Source organism: Providencia heimbachae ATCC 35613 (assembly GCF_001655055.1).
Lineage (GTDB): Bacteria > Pseudomonadota > Gammaproteobacteria > Enterobacterales > Enterobacteriaceae > Providencia > Providencia heimbachae.
The window spans coordinates 84,171-102,166 of sequence record NZ_LXEW01000017.1; the positions used below are offsets into that span (position 1 = coordinate 84,171).

Sequence of the window (17,996 nt, forward strand, 5' to 3'; positions counted from 1 at the left end):
AAGGAAAATTCGTATGACGATTAATACATCAAATGCACACGTTAAAGCCATTAATTGGAACCGGATCCAAGATGATAAAGATCTTGAAGTTTGGAACCGACTCACCACTAATTTTTGGCTACCTGAAAAAATTCCTTTATCAAACGATACACCTTCATGGAATACGCTAACAAAAGATGAACAAAAATTAACCATTCGCGTTTTCACCGGACTGACTCTGCTGGATACCATCCAAAATACCACGGGTGCCCCTTGCTTAATACCCGATGCACAAACTCCCCATGAAGAGGCGGTCTTATCCAACATCAGCTTTATGGAAGCCGTCCATGCTCGCTCTTATAGCTCTATATTTTCGACATTGTGTTCAACTGCTGAGATTGATGATGCTTATCGATGGAGTGAAGAAAATATTCCACTACAAAATAAAGCAAAAATTATTTTGTCTTATTATTGTGATTCACATCCATTAAAGAAAAAAATTGCCAGTGTATTTTTAGAATCATTCCTTTTTTATTCGGGATTTTATTTGCCGATGTATTGGTCAAGCCGTGGAAAGTTAACCAATACTGCTGACTTAATTCGATTGATTATTCGAGATGAAGCAATACACGGCTATTATATTGGTTATAAATTCCAAAAATCATTAATGGAATATGACCATAATACACAGCAAGAAATTAAAGACTTTACCTTTTCCTTGCTGTTTGATTTATATGAAAATGAAGTTAAATATACTCAAGAGTTATATGATACGGTTGGATGGTCAGAAGATGTTAAAAAATTCCTTCATTATAATGCCAATAAAGCATTAATGAATTTAGGCTATGAAGCTTTATTTCCAGATACCGTAACAGATGTTAGCGCTGAGATATTATCTGCACTTTCTCCTGATGCAAATGAAAATCATGATTTCTTTTCAGGATCAGGCTCTTCTTATGTTATCGGCAAAAACGTTAGTACTGAAGATGATGACTGGAACTTCTAATCAATAAATTTAATTTACATTTGGTTTAATTTCATTAAAAAAATATATCCTGATGAATAATAATACTTTTATTTATCAGGATACATTAACGCTCAAAAAACAGACAAATAACTTCGAAATTTATATCTATATCTGTTAAATAATTCATTTTTAATGAGCTAATCAGGCAATGTTTAGCTAAAAAAAACATTCAAGCCTTATTTTTGATAAATAAAACTTATGATTCTGGTATTTTTATGCATTTATTTTCCATCTTTAAATAGAGACTTATTTTTAATCCGTATTGATTTTAATTTTCTTTCATATCGCTTTATTTTTATTTGTAATACATATTCGATAAACTCAATACCAACAGTAAGTTAACTCTAATATTATTTTTCATATTATTGATGACAAAGTTTGCAACTTTCATCATCAACTATCTTAATTAATAGATAAAATCAGACTATTTTTTTGATTAATTCTGCTTAATCGAGGGTTGTCAGGGCGTTTTATTATGCTAGGTTATATTGCTTGCAAATTTTACTAATAATCTAGATAGGAGAGATTAAGTTTAAACCATAATTATTAAAATCATATAACAAAAATAGGAATCTCTACCCTGATAATTTTCAAAGATAGTGACAATTAACATTTTAATATTCTCAATATGGGATCATTGGATTAGCCTATTCAATGAAGACTATCTTTCTTCTTATAATTTGAAAATTGGGTAAAAAATATATGGCAATAAAATTAGAAGTTAGAAACTTATATAAAATATTTGGGGAAGCGCCAGATCAAGCATTTAAGCTTTTAGAATCCGGTATGAATAAAGATGATATCTTTGAAAAAACAGGCCTAACGGTCGGTGTTCAAGATGTCAATCTGGCGATTGAAGAAGGCGAAATCTTCGTTGTTATGGGGCTTTCCGGTTCAGGCAAATCCACTTTGGTGCGCCTCCTCAATCGCCTGATAGAACCGACTAGCGGGCAGGTCCTTATTGATGGCGACGATATTTCCAACATTTCTGATAAAGCGCTACGTGAAGTAAGACGAACTAAAATCAGCATGGTTTTCCAATCTTTTGCACTTATGCCTCACATGAATGTCATTGATAATACTGCCTTTGGTATGGAATTATCAGGAATGGAAAAAGAAGAACGTCATAAGAAAGCGATGGATGCCCTGCGCCAAGTTAATCTTGAAAAGTGGGCAAAATCCTATCCAGATGAACTGTCCGGTGGTATGCGCCAGCGGATAGGGCTTGCTAGAGCACTCGCTAATGATCCTGATATTCTATTAATGGATGAGGCATTTTCAGCCCTTGACCCCCTAATCAGAACAGAAATGCAAGATGAGTTGCTGTCCTTACAGGGGGATAAACAACGTACCATTGTCTTTATTTCTCACGACCTTGATGAAGCGATGCGTATCGGTGACCGAATTGCCATTATGCAAGGAGGCGTCGTTGTGCAAATTGGTACACCAGACGAAATTCTCAATAACCCCGCTAATGATTATGTGAGAACCTTCTTCCGTGGTGTTGATATTAGCCAAGTATTCAGTGCTAAAGATATTGCTCGTCGACGTCCTAATGCCCTTTTACATATCGCTCCCGGATTTGGTCCTCGCTCTGCATTAAAAGTACTTAATGATGAAGATCGTTATCATGGTTACCTGATCTCAAAAGGACATACCTTTGCCGGTATTGTCTCTATCGAATCATTAGAAAAGGCCTTACATGATAAAGCAGGTATTGAAGCCGCTATTCTACCTGATATCGAACCTATTCAAGGAGATACTCCTCTTAATGAGGTTATCTCTACCATTGCACAAGCTCCCTGCGCCGTTCCTGTTGTCAATGACAAAAATCGCTATTTAGGCGTGATATCAAAAGGAATGCTGCTACAAGCGCTAGATAAGGAGACGCCAAATGAGCAATAAAAATACAGAACAAACAACCCAACAAGATCCTTGGGCAGATAGTGAAGCGACAAATGCATCGCCACAACAAGTGGATACTCAAGCACCCGCAGACGATCCTTGGGCTGCCAGCTCAGAAGATACCACGACATCAGGAGATGATCCTTGGGGAAACGCCTCAGATACCACGACGACAACAGATTCAGGTTCGAGTGATTGGTTAGATGCGGCACCAACAGACAGCATAGCCCCAGAACACTTTAATATTATGGATCCATTTCAACATACATTAATCCCTTTGGATTCATGGGTTGCTCATGCAATTGATTGGATTGTTCTGCATTTTCGCCCTGTATTTCAAGGCATCCGTGCGCCTATTGATTTCATTCTTAGCGGGTTTGAACAATTATTGACCTCACTTCCGTCCCCTGTCGCCATCATTGTGTTTGCTTTATTAGCATGGCAATTGGCAGGTCGAACAATGGGGATAGCAACCTTTATCTCAATGATTGCGATCGGTGCGATCGGTGCTTGGTCTGAAGCAATGGTGACCTTATCCCTTGTTTTAACCTCACTATTCTTTTGTCTCGTTATAGGGCTACCTTTAGGTATCTGGCTGGCTCGTAGTGATAGGGCCGCAAAAATTATTCGGCCATTACTCGATGCAATGCAGACCACGCCAGCATTTGTATACTTAGTTCCTATCGTTATGCTATTTGGTATTGGTAATGTGCCCGGTGTTGTGGTGACAATTATCTTTGCTTTACCGCCGATTATTCGTTTGACCATATTAGGGATTAAGCAGGTACCAGCAGATTTAATCGAAGCGGCCGAATCGTTTGGTTCAAGCCCACGACAGCTACTTTTCAAAGTCCAGCTTCCTTTAGCAATGCCAACCATCATGGCAGGGGTTAACCAAACATTGATGTTAGCGCTTTCAATGGTTGTTATCGCCTCGATGATCGCCGTCGGTGGGCTTGGTCAAATGGTACTGCGCGGAATTGGCCGCCTTGATATGGGACTCGCTTCCGTCGGTGGCGTCGGTATCGTCATACTGGCTATCGTACTAGACCGATTAACGCAATCAATTGGTCAAGACTCACGCAATAAAACCCCCGTACGCTGGTATCAAAAAGGACCCATCGGGTTATTAGCTCGCCCATTTTGTAAAAAAGCTGACTAATTATTAGAAAATATATCCTCCATTCACTTGGGCACTCTTTTATTCGGTGCTTAGCTTGCAAACACAAGCAAAATAAAACAGAGGTACAAATACCATGAAAAAACCACTCATTCTGGCATCTGCACTCACGGCAATCCTGACTGTTCCATTAGCTGGAGCTGCTGACCTTCCCGGCAAAGGGATAAAAATTACCCCAGTGCAAAGTACGATCAGTGAAGAAACATTCCAAACCTTGCTCGTCGCCAAAGCTCTTGAGCAATTAGGTTATGAAGTTGGTTCGATCAAAGAGGTTGATTACAACGTGGCTTACGCATCAATCGCTAACGGCGATGCCACTTACCTCTCCACCAGCTGGGTTCCTTTGCATAATGCTCAATATGATGCCGCGGGCGGTGATAAAGTTTTCTATCGTCAAGGAAACTATGTGGTGAATGCAGCACAAGGCTATCTAATTGATAAGAAAACCGCAGAAAAATATAAAATAACCAACGTTGAACAACTCAAAGATCCTAAAATTGCCAAACTGTTTGATGCAAATGGCAATGGCAAAGCAGATCTAACTGGTTGTAACCCAGGTTGGGGTTGTGAAGCTGCCATTAACAATCATTTAAAAGCCTATGATTTAGAAAAAACGGTGGATCACAACCAAGGAAACTATGCAGCGATGATGGCAGATACCATTACTCGCTATAAAGAAGGCAAACCTGTTTTATATTACACATGGACACCTTATTGGATCAGTGATGTATTAAAACCAGGTCGTGATGTGGTTTGGCTAGAAGTGCCATTCTCTTCAATGCCTAACGGTGAAAAAACAGATACTGCGCTACCAAATGGTAAAAATTATGGCTTCCCACCCAATACTATGCATATTGTCGCTAACAAAAAATGGGCAGCAGATAACCCAGCGGCAGCAAAACTATTTGAAGTAATGAAATTACCAATTTCCGATATCAATGCGCAAAATTTGAGAATGCATAACGGTGAAGCGTCACAAGCCGACATTCAACGTCATACTAATGCGTGGATCAAAGCTCACCAATCCACCTTTGACGGTTGGGTAGATCAAGCACGCCAAGCTGCAAAATAATTTATTTTTCAAATCATTATCAAAGCCATCTTCATATTGAGGATGGCTTTTTTTTGCGTTATATCATAATTAATCATTTTACGACCATTCATAAAAAGGGATAACATAATGGTAATAATTACGTTTAAACATTCACCTTGCTGATTATTGGTAATAACATAATGAAACAACACCAAAGTGCTGAGTTAACTTCCGGTCTAACAATTCTGATGGCCATCGCGACAGGTTTGGTCGTCGCTAGCAACTATTATGCACAACCCCTCTTAGAAACCATTGCGGTACAATTTAATTTAACGACCAACATGGCTGGGTTTATTGTGACTACGGCTCAATTAGGTTATGCCGCTGGATTGCTTTTTTTAGTCCCGCTTGGTGACCTTTTTGAGCGTAAGCGCCTTATTTTAATCATGACTTTATTGTCTGCGATTGGTTTGTTAATTACCGCGCTTTCTAATCATATTTGGCAAATTTTATTAGGCACGGCTCTGACGGGGTTATTTTCAGTTGTCGCTCAAATTTTGATCCCAATGGCCGCTTCCATTGCCAAACCACATCAGCGCGGTAAAGCTGTTGGCATTATAATGAGTGGATTGTTGTTAGGGATATTACTAGCACGAACCGTGTCAGGTGCAGTTGCCATGGTCGGTGGCTGGCGAGCGATTTATTGGGTTGCTTTTGGGCTATTGATGATATTACTGATTGTTTTGGCAATAAAATTACCTCGCTACCAACAAAAATCCAACCTCAATTATTTTCAATTAATTTATTCAATTGGTCAGTTATTTTGCAGTACACCTGTTTTTGCCGTTAGAGCATTACTCGGAGCACTCTCTTTTGCTAATTTTGCTTTACTATGGACAGCGATGGCTTTTTTACTGGCGAGCCCTCCATTTAATTATTCAGAAGGTACGATTGGCTTATTTGGCTTAGTTGGCGCGGCTGGGGCTTTGATGGCGTCACAAGCAGGCCATTTAGTCGATAAAGGAAAAGGGAAACGCCTCACAACCTTTGGGCTTATACTGCTATTACTATCATGGATCCCAATTGGTTTTGCGCAATACTCATTAACGGCTTTTATTATTGGAGTATTAATACTCGACCTCGCCGTCCAAGCTGTTCATGTGACAAGTCAAAGTACGCTATACCGTATTTTACCTGACGCAAGAAATCGTCTTACCGCCGGTTATATGACAAGTTACTTTATTGGTGGCGCTCTAGGTTCATTATTATCAGGTTATGCATATGAACATGCAGGCTGGGCTGGAGTCGCTATTTCAGGCATTATTTTAACGGCGATAAGCTTAATTGTTTGGGCAATAGGTATCCGATTCGACCCAACGATAAGCCCAACAGATGAATAATAACGTAATTCGCTAATCAATGTTTTGTCGCACTTCATCAATAAGCGCGACAAAACGAAATCAACACATAAGCAACAATAATGTATATCTGGTGAAATAATAAGCTAAATTTGGTTTTTAACGTGTTTTTTACTTATTAATAAGCACGAATACTTATAAATAATTATTCATTGTTATTGTTACTTCCGCAAAAGTTTGTAAATGACACAGTTAAACAAAAGATATACCTTCATCTAAAGTTATAATTATCGTTCATATGGCTAATTATTACGATAGTAGATGATAAACCTCAAAATCAAATTTAGGTAATTTCACTTATTTGACCAGAAATTTAATCTAAATTGTAATAATTGAGTAACAAAAAAAATGGTATTAAGTTAATGCAATGTGATTATATATTGTTTTATATGATTTTATTATGTATGTAAATTGGCGTTATTTTATCTATACGGAATCGTTTAGTACTAATAAAAGCAACTTTTTTAAATTACGCTATACTGAAACCCGTAATTTACATTCATAAAATTTATGAATCATGTATCATTATCAAAATAAAATTGATGATATTAATTAAGTATAATTGCTAATTTTATCTTTTAATATAACATTTAGATGGTTGATGACAGTTGTAATCTTACCGACTGAAACTAATAAGGTATCCAAATAATGGAAAGTTCATTTACACCGACCGAAGAGTTAATTAAGGCTCGTGTCGAACAGCAAAAGTTACAAGATAAAGAAATCCCGGATGATGAAATTTTATTAACACGTCTTTGTATGCATGTTCACGGTAAATTGCTTGACTCTCGTAACAATATGCTAAGAGCGCAAGGTATTAATGAAACACTCTTTATGGCACTGATGATCCTAGATACGAAAGATTCCGGTAGTATCCAGCCATCAGAATTGAGTGCAGCGCTTGGATCTTCTCGTACAAATGCAACTCGTATTGCAGATGAACTTGAAAAAAATGGCTGGATAGAACGTAAAGAGAGTCATAACGATAGGCGCTGTTTACATCTGCATCTCACCGAAAAAGGCTCTGAATTTTTAAATAGCTTATTACCTCCACAGCACGCTGCAATCGCGGATATTTGGTCAGTGCTCGATAAAGACGAAAAAGAACAATTGGGTAAATTAATGCGTAAATTACTCAAAAAATTGGATACAGTAAAAAACTAGCAAACATTAACCCCTAGATTTACAAGGTTAATGTATTTGAGGCATTCTTAAGCTTAAAGGCGAAAAAAGACTTTTCAGCGACTGATATTTCATTATCCTTCTACCTTGTGCTTTACGATATCCCATCAAGCAACTAAATCATTAGTAGTCTCAGTTTCCAGTGGTTAACAAATAACTGCTGGAAACGTTTGTGATCTAATCCATACACTATGGGGAAATACCAGTATGAGCTCCCGCGAGGAAATGCAGGAAACGCAAAAGCCACCATTAAATAAAAAAAGACGGCGTAAAAATGCGTTGATATTCCTAACCTTCATATTTATTGCCATCGGTATAGGCTGGAGTGTGTATTGGTATTTAGTCCTTCGTCATTATGAATCGACTGATAACGCTTATGTTGCGGGCAACCAAGTTCAAATCCAATCTCAACTCTCTGGTAGCGTGATGACCGTCAACGTCGACAACACTGATTTTGTTGAAAGTGGCACTGTATTAGTGGAACTTGATCCAAGAGATGCTGAAATTGCCTTAGATAAAGCTAAAACAGAGCTCGCGAATAGTGTTCGCCAAACACACCAAAATGTGATCAACAGTCGGCAATACCAAGCGAATATTAGCGTAAAGCGCTCTGAACTAAGCCGTTTACAAAATGATTTAAAACGTCGTGAAGTCCTTGGTAACAGTAATCTTATCGGCAAAGAAGAATTGCAACACGCAAGAGAAGCCGTTGTCAGTGCTAAAGCGGCTCTGGATGTTGCTATCGAACAATATAATGCAAACCAAGCCATTGTATTGGATTCTCCTTTGGAAAAACAACCCGCAGTTGAACAAGCAGCAACTCAAGTGAGAAACGCTTGGTTAGCCTTACAGCGCACTAAAATCGTTAGCCCAGTTGATGGTTACGTTTCACGTCGTAGTGTCCAAGTGGGTTCACAAATAACACCCGCAACTCCGCTTATGGCTATCGTTCCATCCGATGGCATGTGGATTGATGCCAATTTCAAAGAAACCCAACTCGCAGATATGCGTATTGGGCAACCCGTTAAAGTCACTACCGATTTCTATGGTAAAGACATAAAATTTAACGGTACGGTTGTAGGTTTAGATATGGGAACAGGTAGTGCTTTCTCTTTATTACCAGCTCAAAATGCAAGTGGAAACTGGATTAAAGTTGTTCAACGCCTTCCTGTCAGGATCGCTCTTGATGCAGCGCAACTGGAAAAATATCCTTTGCGTATCGGGCTATCAACCGATGTTATCGTTGATACCTTAAATAAAGATGGCAAAGTACTCTCGAAAGGTATGCGTGAAACCCCTGCTTACCACACATCCGCTTTAGTTATTGATATGTCTCCTGCCAATAAAATAGTTACTGAGATAATTAATAATAACTCTAGTAACAAATAAGCGAAGGGGTAGCTGTGACTAACGCACCGTTAACAGGATCAAAGCTAGCTTGGATGACTATCGCCCTTTCATTGGCGACATTTATGCAAGTTCTTGATTCTACAATTGCTAACGTCGCTATTCCAACCATTGCAGGTAACTTAGGTGCATCCAATTCTCAAGGCATCTGGGTCATTACCTCATTTGGTGTAGCTAACGCAATATCAATCCCCATTACTGGCTGGCTTGCACGTCGAATTGGTGAGGTTAGATTATTTTTATGGTCAACTGGCCTTTTTGCGCTAACTTCATGGCTATGTGGCATTTCGGGTAATTTAGAAATGCTAATCCTCTTTCGTGTATTACAAGGGTTAGTCGCCGGGCCTTTAATTCCTTTATCGCAAAGCTTGCTACTGAATAATTACCCACCAGCCAAACGTAATATGGCGCTGGCACTTTGGTCTATGACCATCGTTATTGCGCCAATTTGTGGTCCTATTTTAGGTGGGTATATTAGTGATAACTTCCATTGGGGCTGGATATTTTTTATTAACGTCCCTTTCAGTGTGGTGATCATTTTTGCCATCATGAAAACACTAAAAGGCCGAGAGACAACCATCTCTATCAGGCCAATTGATACTGTTGGGTTAGTCCTATTAGTTGTCGGTATAGGCGCTTTACAGATCATGCTAGATCAAGGTAAAGAGCTTGATTGGTTTAATTCGACTGAAATTATTGTTCTGACTGTTGTTGCTGTCGTCGCTATCACATTTTTAATTGTCTGGGAACTCACTGATGAGCACCCCGTTATCGACCTTTCACTCTTCAAAGAACGTAATTTCACTATTGGCTGCATTTCACTTAGCCTTGCGTATATGCTGTATTTTGGCACAATCGTTCTTCTTCCGCAGCTACTGCAAGAGGTCTATGGTTATACGGCAACGTGGGCAGGGTTAGCTTCTGCGCCGGTTGGTTTATTACCTCTCCTAATTACCCCTATTATCGGGCGTTTTGGTAATCGTATTGATATGCGATACTTAGTGACATTCAGCTTTATTATCTATGCGGTTTGTTACTATTGGCGGGCTTATACATTTGAACCGGGAATGAGCTTCGCTGAAGCCGCTTGGCCCCAATTTGTGCAAGGCTTAGCGATTGCCTGCTTCTTTATGCCTCTGACAACCATTACATTATCTGGATTACCACCCGAAAAAATGGCGTCTGCGTCCAGCTTATCTAACTTCACACGGACACTGGCAGGCGCAATTGGTACATCAATAACGACCACCATGTGGACACAACGAGAAGCGATGCACCATGAAAATCTTACCGAGTTTGTGAACCCGTTTAACCCAAATTCTCAGCATATGTACAGTGAGCTAGCAAAATTGGGTATAAACGAGCAACAAAGTGCTGCCTATCTTGCAAAAACTATTACAGATCAAGGATTGATTATGTCTGCCAATGAAATTTTCTGGTTATCTGCGGGGATCTTTATTTTGCTTATGGTCGTTATCTGGTTTGCGAAGCCACCTTTCGGCGCGGGATCTAAAGACGGTGGCGGCGGGCACTAATTAACTCAGTGAATACTTATAATTAGCAATAAAAAAGCCATACATGACTCAGTGTGTTTGCTGTTCCTGTATGGCTTTTATCAACTCAGTGATCTAACTAATTACTCAGTTTTATTTTGCTGCCACCATTGTGCCAACATAACACCCGTTGCTACGGAGACGTTTAGACTTTCAACTTTACCCGTACCGCCGATATATAAGCTCATATCACCTTCATCCCAAACACTATCGCTTAAGCCATCACTTTCTTGACCTAATACCAGTACCATTTTGGCAGGTAATTGTGCTTTAGCGATATCTTGGCTACCTTTATGACTTGAAGTCGTGACAATGGTATAACCTGCTTGACGGAACTTATTCAGAGTCGCCGTTAAACCGTCTGCATCAATGGCTTTAATATGCTCTGCACCACCTTCAGCTGTACGAATTGCCGCACCAGACTCCAATATACCCGCATCTTGTAATATCACGCCTTGCACACCAAAGTGCGCACAACTACGCATGATCCCACCCAAGTTATGAGGATTCCCCACATCTTCAAGTGCCAATACACAATCTTGTTCTGAAGCTTGCTCTAAATACGTTTCAACATCCATACCACCACGTTTCTTAATGATGAAACAAACGCCACCGTGGTGTTCAGTACCAGATGCTTTAGCCAACTCTTCTTCATCAACTACATGATAGGCTTTACGGTTTGCTGCCATCCATTTTAACGCGTCACGGAAGCGTGGCGTAACGGATTGTAAAAACCATGCACGTACAATTGCATCAGGGCGGTTCTTAAACATCGCTTGGCAAGCATTCTCACCATAAATGCGCGTTTCTTCCATACGTTGTTTACGCAATTGTTCAGGGTCAATTTGGCTTTTACCTGAAATACCACCATGATCATTAATTAATTCTTCGCTATCCGGACGAGAAACGGTGCGCCATGGAGAGCGTTCGCTAGATCCACTGTCTCTGTTATCTGAGCGTCGACTGTCTGAACGTCTATCATCCGAACGTCTATCTGAGCGTCCACCTTCTGAGCGTCCAGCATAACCTGAGCGTTCATTACGTCCACCCGTTCTTCTATCTGAACCTCGGTTATCATCGCGACCACCGCGACGCTTATCGCTGCCTTTATTATCGTCCTGCCCTTCACTGCGGACATACATCACTTTTACTTTGCCGTTTTTACCACTAAATTCATTCGAATCGTTCATCATTATCCCCTACTGAGCTATGGCGCGAAGATTACATGATGTTTCAAGGCTGCGCCACTGATTCACATCATTATCTCATCGAAAAGATATTGAATATACTTCTATCGTATACAACGTGTTTTACGTACAATGTGCGCCTCATTTTTGCTATGGCTGAACCCCCCCAATTAACATGACTAAAAACGCGGTTTACCACTTACGCCAACAGCGTCTTGCTCTTTCAACTAAACCTTTTAAAGCAAGAGGTTGTAGAGTAAAACGTTGCCAATATTGCTTACTGCCAATTCCGCAATGTCTATGTTCAGATACAGTTTCTGTGCAAGCGAATAGCCAATTTTGTTTAATCATGTTCGATGGTGAAGTTTTTAAACCAAGTAATACGGGTAAACTTATTGCTGACGTATTACCTGATACACTGGCTTTTCAATGGTCAAGAACCGATCCAGACGCGCAACTATTAGCAGCGCTAGAAGATACCACTCGCCAGCCTTATCTTATTTTTCCCGAAAGTTATGCTCAAAATGACCGTGTTGTTGTCAATCAGCCAAATATTTCGGATAAACCAGCTCTCTTTATCTTGCTTGATGGTACTTGGCCCGAAGCCCGTAAAATGTTCCGTAAAAGCCCTTATTTAGATAACATACCCATGCTATCAATTAATACCAAAGTAAGAACAGACTATTTACTGCGTACCCCCTCAAAAGAAGAGCAGCACTGTACAGCCGAAGTCGCAGCAACAATATTAGAGCTTGCTGGGGATCTCGATGCATCACAACAACTGTTTAGCCACTTTAACCTCTTCAAATACAAGTATCTTCAAGGTAAGCCCTCTCATCCTCTCTCAAAATTAATTTTAGCTGAAACCACTCGATAGCTTTTTAGGGTACTGCCTTTAGTTTTTCTATCCGCAGTATCAATAAGCACATATTTTCAGATAACCTTCATCATAAAACGTGAACATGCTTGTATAATTTAATTAAATTAACAGGATAAACTAGCGCTATAGAAAAGATGCGGCATAGTATTGGTATAAGCTCATTTTTAATATACGCAAGTGTCACTTCAGCTCTCAATATCAATAGGGCGAAATCCTTCGCTCACCAAAGTAAAAGGTTACCTGCCATGGGTTTAGTGAGTCAGTTAGAATCTTTATTCAGGCCAAAGTCAATTGTGGTGATTGGCGCATCAGAAAACCCTAGCCGGGCAGGCTCGGTTATGATGAGAAACTTACTCAGCAGCGGTTTTAAAGGTCCTATTTTACCCGTTAACCCAAATAGAAATTCAATTCTTGGCGTTCTCGCTTATCCCTCTATTGATAAACTCCCACTTAAACCTGACCTTGCTGTGATTTGCACACACTACTCAAGAAACATTGAATGCTTGCGTCAACTCGGAGAAGCTGGCTGTAATGTCGCGATTATTCTTTCTTCACCATCGATTCAATTTAATGAGCTAAAAAAAATCGCGCAGCAATATCAAATTCGGCTACTCGGTCCTAATAGCTTAGGTTTTTTAGCACCATGGCAAGGGTTAAATGCTAGCTTTTCACCTATTCCAATTTTAAAAGGAAAATTGGCATTTATTTCGCAATCAGCAGCGGTGTCTAATACTGTTCTTGATTGGGCAAGGCACCGTGATATCGGTTTTTCTTATTTTATTGCATTAGGCGATAGCATCGATATCGACATTGATGATTTGCTTGATTATCTTGCTCGTGATAGTAAAACCAGCGCAATTTTGCTCTCTCTCGAAAATATTAGTGATGCGCGGCGTTTTCTCTCTTCATCTCGTAGCGCTTCACGCAACAAGCCTATATTAGTGATAAAAAGCGGTAGAACTCGTAAAGCACAAGAATTACTTGGGGAAAAACCAAGTTTAGATGCAGCTTATGATGCAGCGATACAACGAGCAGGCCTGCTTCGAGTACAAGATACTCACGAGATGTTTTCTGCGGTAGAAACACTGAGTTATATGACACCTTTACGCGGTGAACGCTTATCGATTATAAGCAATGGTTCGGCTCCAGCCGCCATGGCATTGGATGAACTACTCCAGCGAAATGGAAAACTCGCCAAACTTAGCACCGAAACTGAAAATGAATTAAGTGCACTTTTACCTCTCGATCTCTCAACTCATAACCCAATTGATCTCGGTGATGATTCAACAGCGGATCGTTATATCAACGTATTGAATAAGATGCTTGATAGCCACGATCATGATGCTTTGCTGTTAATCCATACCCCTAGCGCCATTACTGAAAGTAAAACCATGGCTGAAAAAATTATTAAAGCCATCAAACAACACCCTAGAGGCAAATGGCTAACTATTCTGACAAATTGGTGTGGTGAATACTCGTCTCAAGAATCGCGTCGATTATTTAGTGAAGCTGGCATTCCAACCTATCGAACACCAGAAGGTGCGATTACGGCTTACATGCATATGGTGGAATATCGTCGAAACCAAAAACAGCTTAAAGAGACCCCGGCACTACCCATTGGAATAACCGCTAATACCCAACAAGCTCACCAATATATACAACAAGCTTTGCAGAATAATAATCTTCATTTAGATACCCACGAAGTGCAGCCGATCTTAAAAGCTTATGGCTTAAATAGCCTACCAACATGGATTGCTCACTCAAGTAATGAAGCAATTGAAATTGCGGAAAAAATTGGCTATCCCGTCGCCTTAAAACTACGTTCACCGGATATTGTACATAAATCCGAAGTTCAAGGGGTTATGCTGTATTTGCGTAATGCTAAAGAAGTTGAAGATGCGGCAAAAGCAATTATTGAACGCGTATCGACCAATTTTCCGAATGCACGAATTGAAGGCTTATTAGTACAAAGTATGGCAAACCGCGCAGGAGCCCAAGAGCTGAGAATTGCAGTAGAATTAGACCCCGTTTTTGGTCCATTGATAATGTTAGGAGAAGGGGGAGTTGAATGGCAACAAGAAAGCCAAGCCGCTGTCGCCCTACCCCCTCTTAATCTTGCATTAGCTCGATATTTAGTTATCAATGCAATTAAGGGGTATAAAATTAAGGCGAGAAGCGCATTAGCGCCACTGGATATTCCCGGCCTTGCCAGCTTATTAGTGCGAGTCTCAAATCTAATCATTGACTGCCCAAATATATCTCACCTAGATATACATCCATTACTTGCCGCAGGTAACGAATTTACATTACTCGATGTCTCTATGACGCTGAGTACTATAGAGGATACGCCAACATCAAGACTCGCTATCCGCCCTTATCCCAGCGAACTCGAAGAAACAATCCAATTAAAAGACAATGAGTCCTGCTTATTACGCCCTATTCTTCCTGAAGATGAACCTCTGTTAAAATCCTTCATTGAACAAGTCACTAAAGAAGATTTGTACTATCGTTATTTTAGTGAGATTAGTGAATTTACTCACGATGACCTCGCCAATATGACGCAAATTGATTACGACAGAGAAATGGCATTTGTCGCAGTTAAAAACGTCAATGCCACTCCTGAAATCATTGGTGTTACTCGTGCAATGGCCGATCCTGATAATCAAGAAGCAGAATTTGCTGTTTTAGTTCGCTCTGATATGAAAGGGCAAACTCTTGGTTACCAACTAATGCAAAAATTACTAAATTACACGCGTTCACATGGGATTAAAAAGCTCACAGCTATTACCATGCCAGAAAATCGTAATATGATCAGCCTCGCGAAAAAATTAGGCTTTGAAGTCGATGTTCAGTTCGAAGATGGTGTCGTAAATTTAACACGACACCTTTAAAGATGCATAAACGGTAACTTGTATAACAATTAAACAGATGTTCAATTTATTCCTAACGGCTTGGCTAAATATGCTATCATCCCTAGATCATTCGCTTAAATATTTGTGCAAAGCGAGTTGCTATTAGACTAATAAGAGAAGATTCACACTGTGATGTTGTCAAAATTAAAACAAGCAAAACATCAACAATATTTGGCTAATTTGCCTAAATTGTCTCAATCCGTTGCTGATGTTAGAACGCTATATAAGACAGAAGATTTTCGTGATGCTCTGCTTGAGCAAATCTCTCAGGCTCAAAAGACTATCTACATTGCGGCTCTGTATTTAGAAAAAGATGATGCAGGGAAGGATGTGCTTCATGCTTTATATGCAGCAAAGCAAGCTAACCCATCCCTTGACATCAAAGTGCTCGTTGATTGGCATCGAGCTCAACGTGGTCGTATCGGCGCAGCCGCAAATTTGACGAATGCTGACTGGTATTATGAAGTCTCTCAGCATTACCCTAATGTCAATATTCCTGTTTTTGGGATCCCGGTTAATACACGTGAAGCATTGGGTGTACTTCACCTTAAAGGCTTTCTTTTTGATGATACTTTAATTTATAGCGGTGCGAGTATTAACGATGTTTACTTACATCGCCATGAAAAATACCGTTATGACCGGTATCAAATCATCAAAAATAGTCAACTAACCGCTTCGATGAAGCAGTTTATTGATAATGCATTACTTCAATCAGATGCTATTCACCTATTAAATAAGACAGATCGACCAAAAACTACTGAATTCAAACACTTAATTAAACAATTCCGCCTTTCATTAAGAAGACAATCTTATCAATTCGTCGGGAATGCCTCTAATGAAGAGCTTGCCGTCACCCCCTTTGTCGGCCTTGGTAAGAAAAATGATTTAAACCGAGTTATTACTCATTTAATGGGTTCCACGGCAAATAAACTCACTATCTGCACGCCTTATTTTAATCTTCCCGCTATCCTTGTTCGGATCATCAGTAGATTGCTGCGAGAAGGCAAACAAGTTGAAATTATTATTGGCGATAAAACCGCGAATGATTTTTATATTCCACCTGAAGAGCCTTTTAAAATAATTGGCGCGCTACCGTATTTGTACGAAATAAATTTGCGCCGGTTTATCAGTCGATTACAACGATTTGTAGATACGAAGCAACTGACTGTTAGGCTCTGGAAAGATGGTGATAATACCTACCATCTGAAAGGAATGTGGGTCGATGATCAGTGGCAATTGATCACAGGTAACAATTTAAATCCTCGAGCTTGGGGATTAGACCTTGAAAATGCCGTATTATTCCACGATCCAAAGCAAGAGTTACAAGAACAACGTAACCATGAGCTTGAGTGTATTCGTACACATACAAAAGTTGTTGGGCACTACGGTGAACTCGATAGCATTCAAACCTATCCAGTTAAAGTGAAGAAGCTTATCCGACGGTTACGACGTATCCGTGTTGACAGGCTAATCAGTCGTATTTTATAAGCCAGTTAATATCAAGACGTCACTTCATTAAGTGGCGTTTTTTTATCTACTATAACTATTGATAAACAATATAATGAGAATTAAAACACTTAAAGTTTTAATTGTGATGACTCTATTTATCACCTTAACTGGATGCTCTGGATTTCATTGGGCAAATGATAATTGGAAAGGTAAAGACAAAGCACAACACTTTGCTTTCTCCGCCGCAATGGCTGCGGCAGGCAATGCTTATGCTGACAAGCAAAATATACAGCATCGAAATGCAGCCCAATTTGGCGTTTTATTTTCATTATCACTTGGTGCAGCGAAAGAATTTTATGATAGCCGCCCTGAAGGGACAGGCTGGAGTTGGCACGACTTTGCTTATGATGTCGCTGGTTCTATAGCGGGATATAGCTTGTATCAAACTTTTAAATAAAACTTTATGCTTTACTGGCATGACTCAATACAACCAGATAAATCATTATTTAATCTCATTTATGAATATTTCATATCCTCACTTTTTAAAAAATCGCTAAACTCACGCAGCCTAATTTCTTATTTAATGGTGAGTTGATGCTCACTACTTTATATTCAAGCAACTTACCCTTTTAGTTTATGCGTACCGCTTGTCGACGATCTAAATAAAACGATGGCTGAGGCCAAACTATCAATTCTGCATTCACTTAAAATATAATTGAGCTTAAGGTTTGTTAGTCTATTAGCGATAATAAAATATATTGAGTTGAGTTGAGTTGAGTTGAGTTGAAAAAATATGCTATTTTTAGTAACGATCTCTATTTTTATTTTTTGATATAACAAAATAAAAATACAAAAACCCCGTAATTTTCATTACGGGGTTTCGA

Annotated in this window: 13 protein-coding genes; 12 read left to right on the top strand and 1 reads right to left on the bottom strand. The window is 39.5% G+C overall.

Translation table 11 applies throughout. From position 1 onward, the window contains the following. Positions 1 to 7 precede the first annotated feature (7 nt). The 8 genes from nrdF to emrB all read left to right on the top strand — a co-directional run bounded on the left by nrdF (position 8) and on the right by emrB (position 10,666). The gene (gene nrdF / locus M998_RS05980; RefSeq protein WP_282956365.1) at positions 8 to 985 is read left to right on the top strand and encodes a class 1b ribonucleoside-diphosphate reductase subunit beta; all 978 of its coding nucleotides are present in this window, start codon (positions 8 to 10) and stop codon (positions 983 to 985) included. A gap of 723 nt (positions 986 to 1,708) precedes the next feature. Next, positions 1,709 to 2,911, top strand: a complete 1,203-nt coding sequence (proV, locus tag M998_RS05985; RefSeq protein ID WP_068441387.1) for a glycine betaine/L-proline ABC transporter ATP-binding protein ProV — start codon at positions 1,709 to 1,711, stop codon at positions 2,909 to 2,911. Continuing rightward, positions 2,901 to 4,073, top strand: coding sequence for a glycine betaine/L-proline ABC transporter permease ProW (gene proW / locus M998_RS05990; protein ID WP_068908043.1), 1,173 nt, complete (start codon positions 2,901 to 2,903; stop codon positions 4,071 to 4,073). Before proV ends, proW begins: the two co-directional genes overlap by 11 nt. A 94-nt stretch (positions 4,074 to 4,167) precedes the next feature. Continuing rightward, a complete protein-coding gene (proX, locus tag M998_RS05995) occupies positions 4,168 to 5,163 on the top strand; it encodes a glycine betaine/L-proline ABC transporter substrate-binding protein ProX (protein WP_068441381.1) in 996 nt (331 codons plus the stop codon). Between the two features lie 161 nt (positions 5,164 to 5,324). Next, positions 5,325 to 6,524: an MFS transporter gene (locus tag M998_RS06000; RefSeq protein ID WP_068908045.1), complete on the top strand. Its 1,200-nt coding sequence runs from the start codon at positions 5,325 to 5,327 to the stop codon at positions 6,522 to 6,524. A 666-nt stretch (positions 6,525 to 7,190) separates the two neighbouring features. Then, entirely contained in the window at positions 7,191 to 7,706 is a 516-nt protein-coding gene (mprA, locus tag M998_RS06005; RefSeq protein WP_068441375.1) for a transcriptional repressor MprA, read from the top strand. Between the two features lie 225 nt (positions 7,707 to 7,931). Continuing rightward, positions 7,932 to 9,113 carry a multidrug efflux MFS transporter periplasmic adaptor subunit EmrA gene (gene emrA / locus M998_RS06010; protein WP_068908047.1) on the top strand — a complete coding sequence of 394 codons (1,182 nt, stop codon included), beginning with the start codon at positions 7,932 to 7,934 and terminating at the stop codon, positions 9,111 to 9,113. A 14-nt stretch (positions 9,114 to 9,127) separates the two neighbouring features. Next, positions 9,128 to 10,666 carry a multidrug efflux MFS transporter permease subunit EmrB gene (gene emrB / locus M998_RS06015; protein WP_074379429.1) on the top strand — a complete coding sequence of 513 codons (1,539 nt, stop codon included), beginning with the start codon at positions 9,128 to 9,130 and terminating at the stop codon, positions 10,664 to 10,666. A 101-nt stretch (positions 10,667 to 10,767) separates the two neighbouring features. Here emrB and M998_RS06020 read toward each other — a convergent pair whose 3' ends face one another. Beyond that, complete coding sequence (locus M998_RS06020) at positions 10,768 to 11,874, bottom strand: tRNA/rRNA methyltransferase (protein WP_068908049.1); 1,107 nt, start codon at positions 11,872 to 11,874, stop codon at positions 10,768 to 10,770. Positions 11,875 to 12,046: 172 nt separating this feature from the next. Here M998_RS06020 and M998_RS06025 point away from each other — a divergent pair, with 172 nt between their 5' ends. The 4 genes from M998_RS06025 (at position 12,047) to M998_RS06040 (ending at position 17,569) form a co-directional block, all read left to right on the top strand. Next, positions 12,047 to 12,748: a tRNA-uridine aminocarboxypropyltransferase gene (locus tag M998_RS06025; RefSeq protein WP_068908051.1), complete on the top strand. Its 702-nt coding sequence runs from the start codon at positions 12,047 to 12,049 to the stop codon at positions 12,746 to 12,748. A gap of 248 nt (positions 12,749 to 12,996) precedes the next feature. Next, positions 12,997 to 15,642 carry a bifunctional acetate--CoA ligase family protein/GNAT family N-acetyltransferase gene (locus M998_RS06030; RefSeq protein WP_068441359.1) on the top strand — a complete coding sequence of 882 codons (2,646 nt, stop codon included), beginning with the start codon at positions 12,997 to 12,999 and terminating at the stop codon, positions 15,640 to 15,642. Between the two features lie 153 nt (positions 15,643 to 15,795). Further along, entirely contained in the window at positions 15,796 to 17,151 is a 1,356-nt protein-coding gene (pssA, locus tag M998_RS06035) for a CDP-diacylglycerol--serine O-phosphatidyltransferase (RefSeq protein WP_068441356.1), read from the top strand. 106 nt (positions 17,152 to 17,257) lie between these two features. Beyond that, entirely contained in the window at positions 17,258 to 17,569 is a 312-nt protein-coding gene (locus M998_RS06040) for a YfiM family lipoprotein (protein ID WP_375342646.1), read from the top strand. Positions 17,570 to 17,996 lie beyond the last annotated feature (427 nt).

Excerpts from the sequence above, each read along its gene's own strand:
- proV (WP_068441387.1), top strand. The coding sequence starts at position 1,709 with ATGGCAATAAAATTAGAAGTTAGAAACTTATATAAAATATTTGGGGAA.
- proW (WP_068908043.1), top strand. The coding sequence starts at position 2,901 with ATGAGCAATAAAAATACAGAACAAACAACCCAACAAGATCCTTGGGCA.
- proX (WP_068441381.1), top strand. The coding sequence starts at position 4,168 with ATGAAAAAACCACTCATTCTGGCATCTGCACTCACGGCAATCCTGACT.
- M998_RS06000 (WP_068908045.1), top strand. The coding sequence starts at position 5,325 with ATGAAACAACACCAAAGTGCTGAGTTAACTTCCGGTCTAACAATTCTG.
- mprA (WP_068441375.1), top strand. The coding sequence starts at position 7,191 with ATGGAAAGTTCATTTACACCGACCGAAGAGTTAATTAAGGCTCGTGTC.
- emrA (WP_068908047.1), top strand. The coding sequence starts at position 7,932 with ATGAGCTCCCGCGAGGAAATGCAGGAAACGCAAAAGCCACCATTAAAT.
- M998_RS06020 (WP_068908049.1), bottom strand. The coding sequence starts at position 11,874 with ATGAACGATTCGAATGAATTTAGTGGTAAAAACGGCAAAGTAAAAGTG.
- M998_RS06025 (WP_068908051.1), top strand. The coding sequence starts at position 12,047 with ATGACTAAAAACGCGGTTTACCACTTACGCCAACAGCGTCTTGCTCTT.
- M998_RS06030 (WP_068441359.1), top strand. The coding sequence starts at position 12,997 with ATGGGTTTAGTGAGTCAGTTAGAATCTTTATTCAGGCCAAAGTCAATT.
- pssA (WP_068441356.1), top strand. The coding sequence starts at position 15,796 with ATGTTGTCAAAATTAAAACAAGCAAAACATCAACAATATTTGGCTAAT.
- M998_RS06040 (WP_375342646.1), top strand. The coding sequence starts at position 17,258 with ATGACTCTATTTATCACCTTAACTGGATGCTCTGGATTTCATTGGGCA.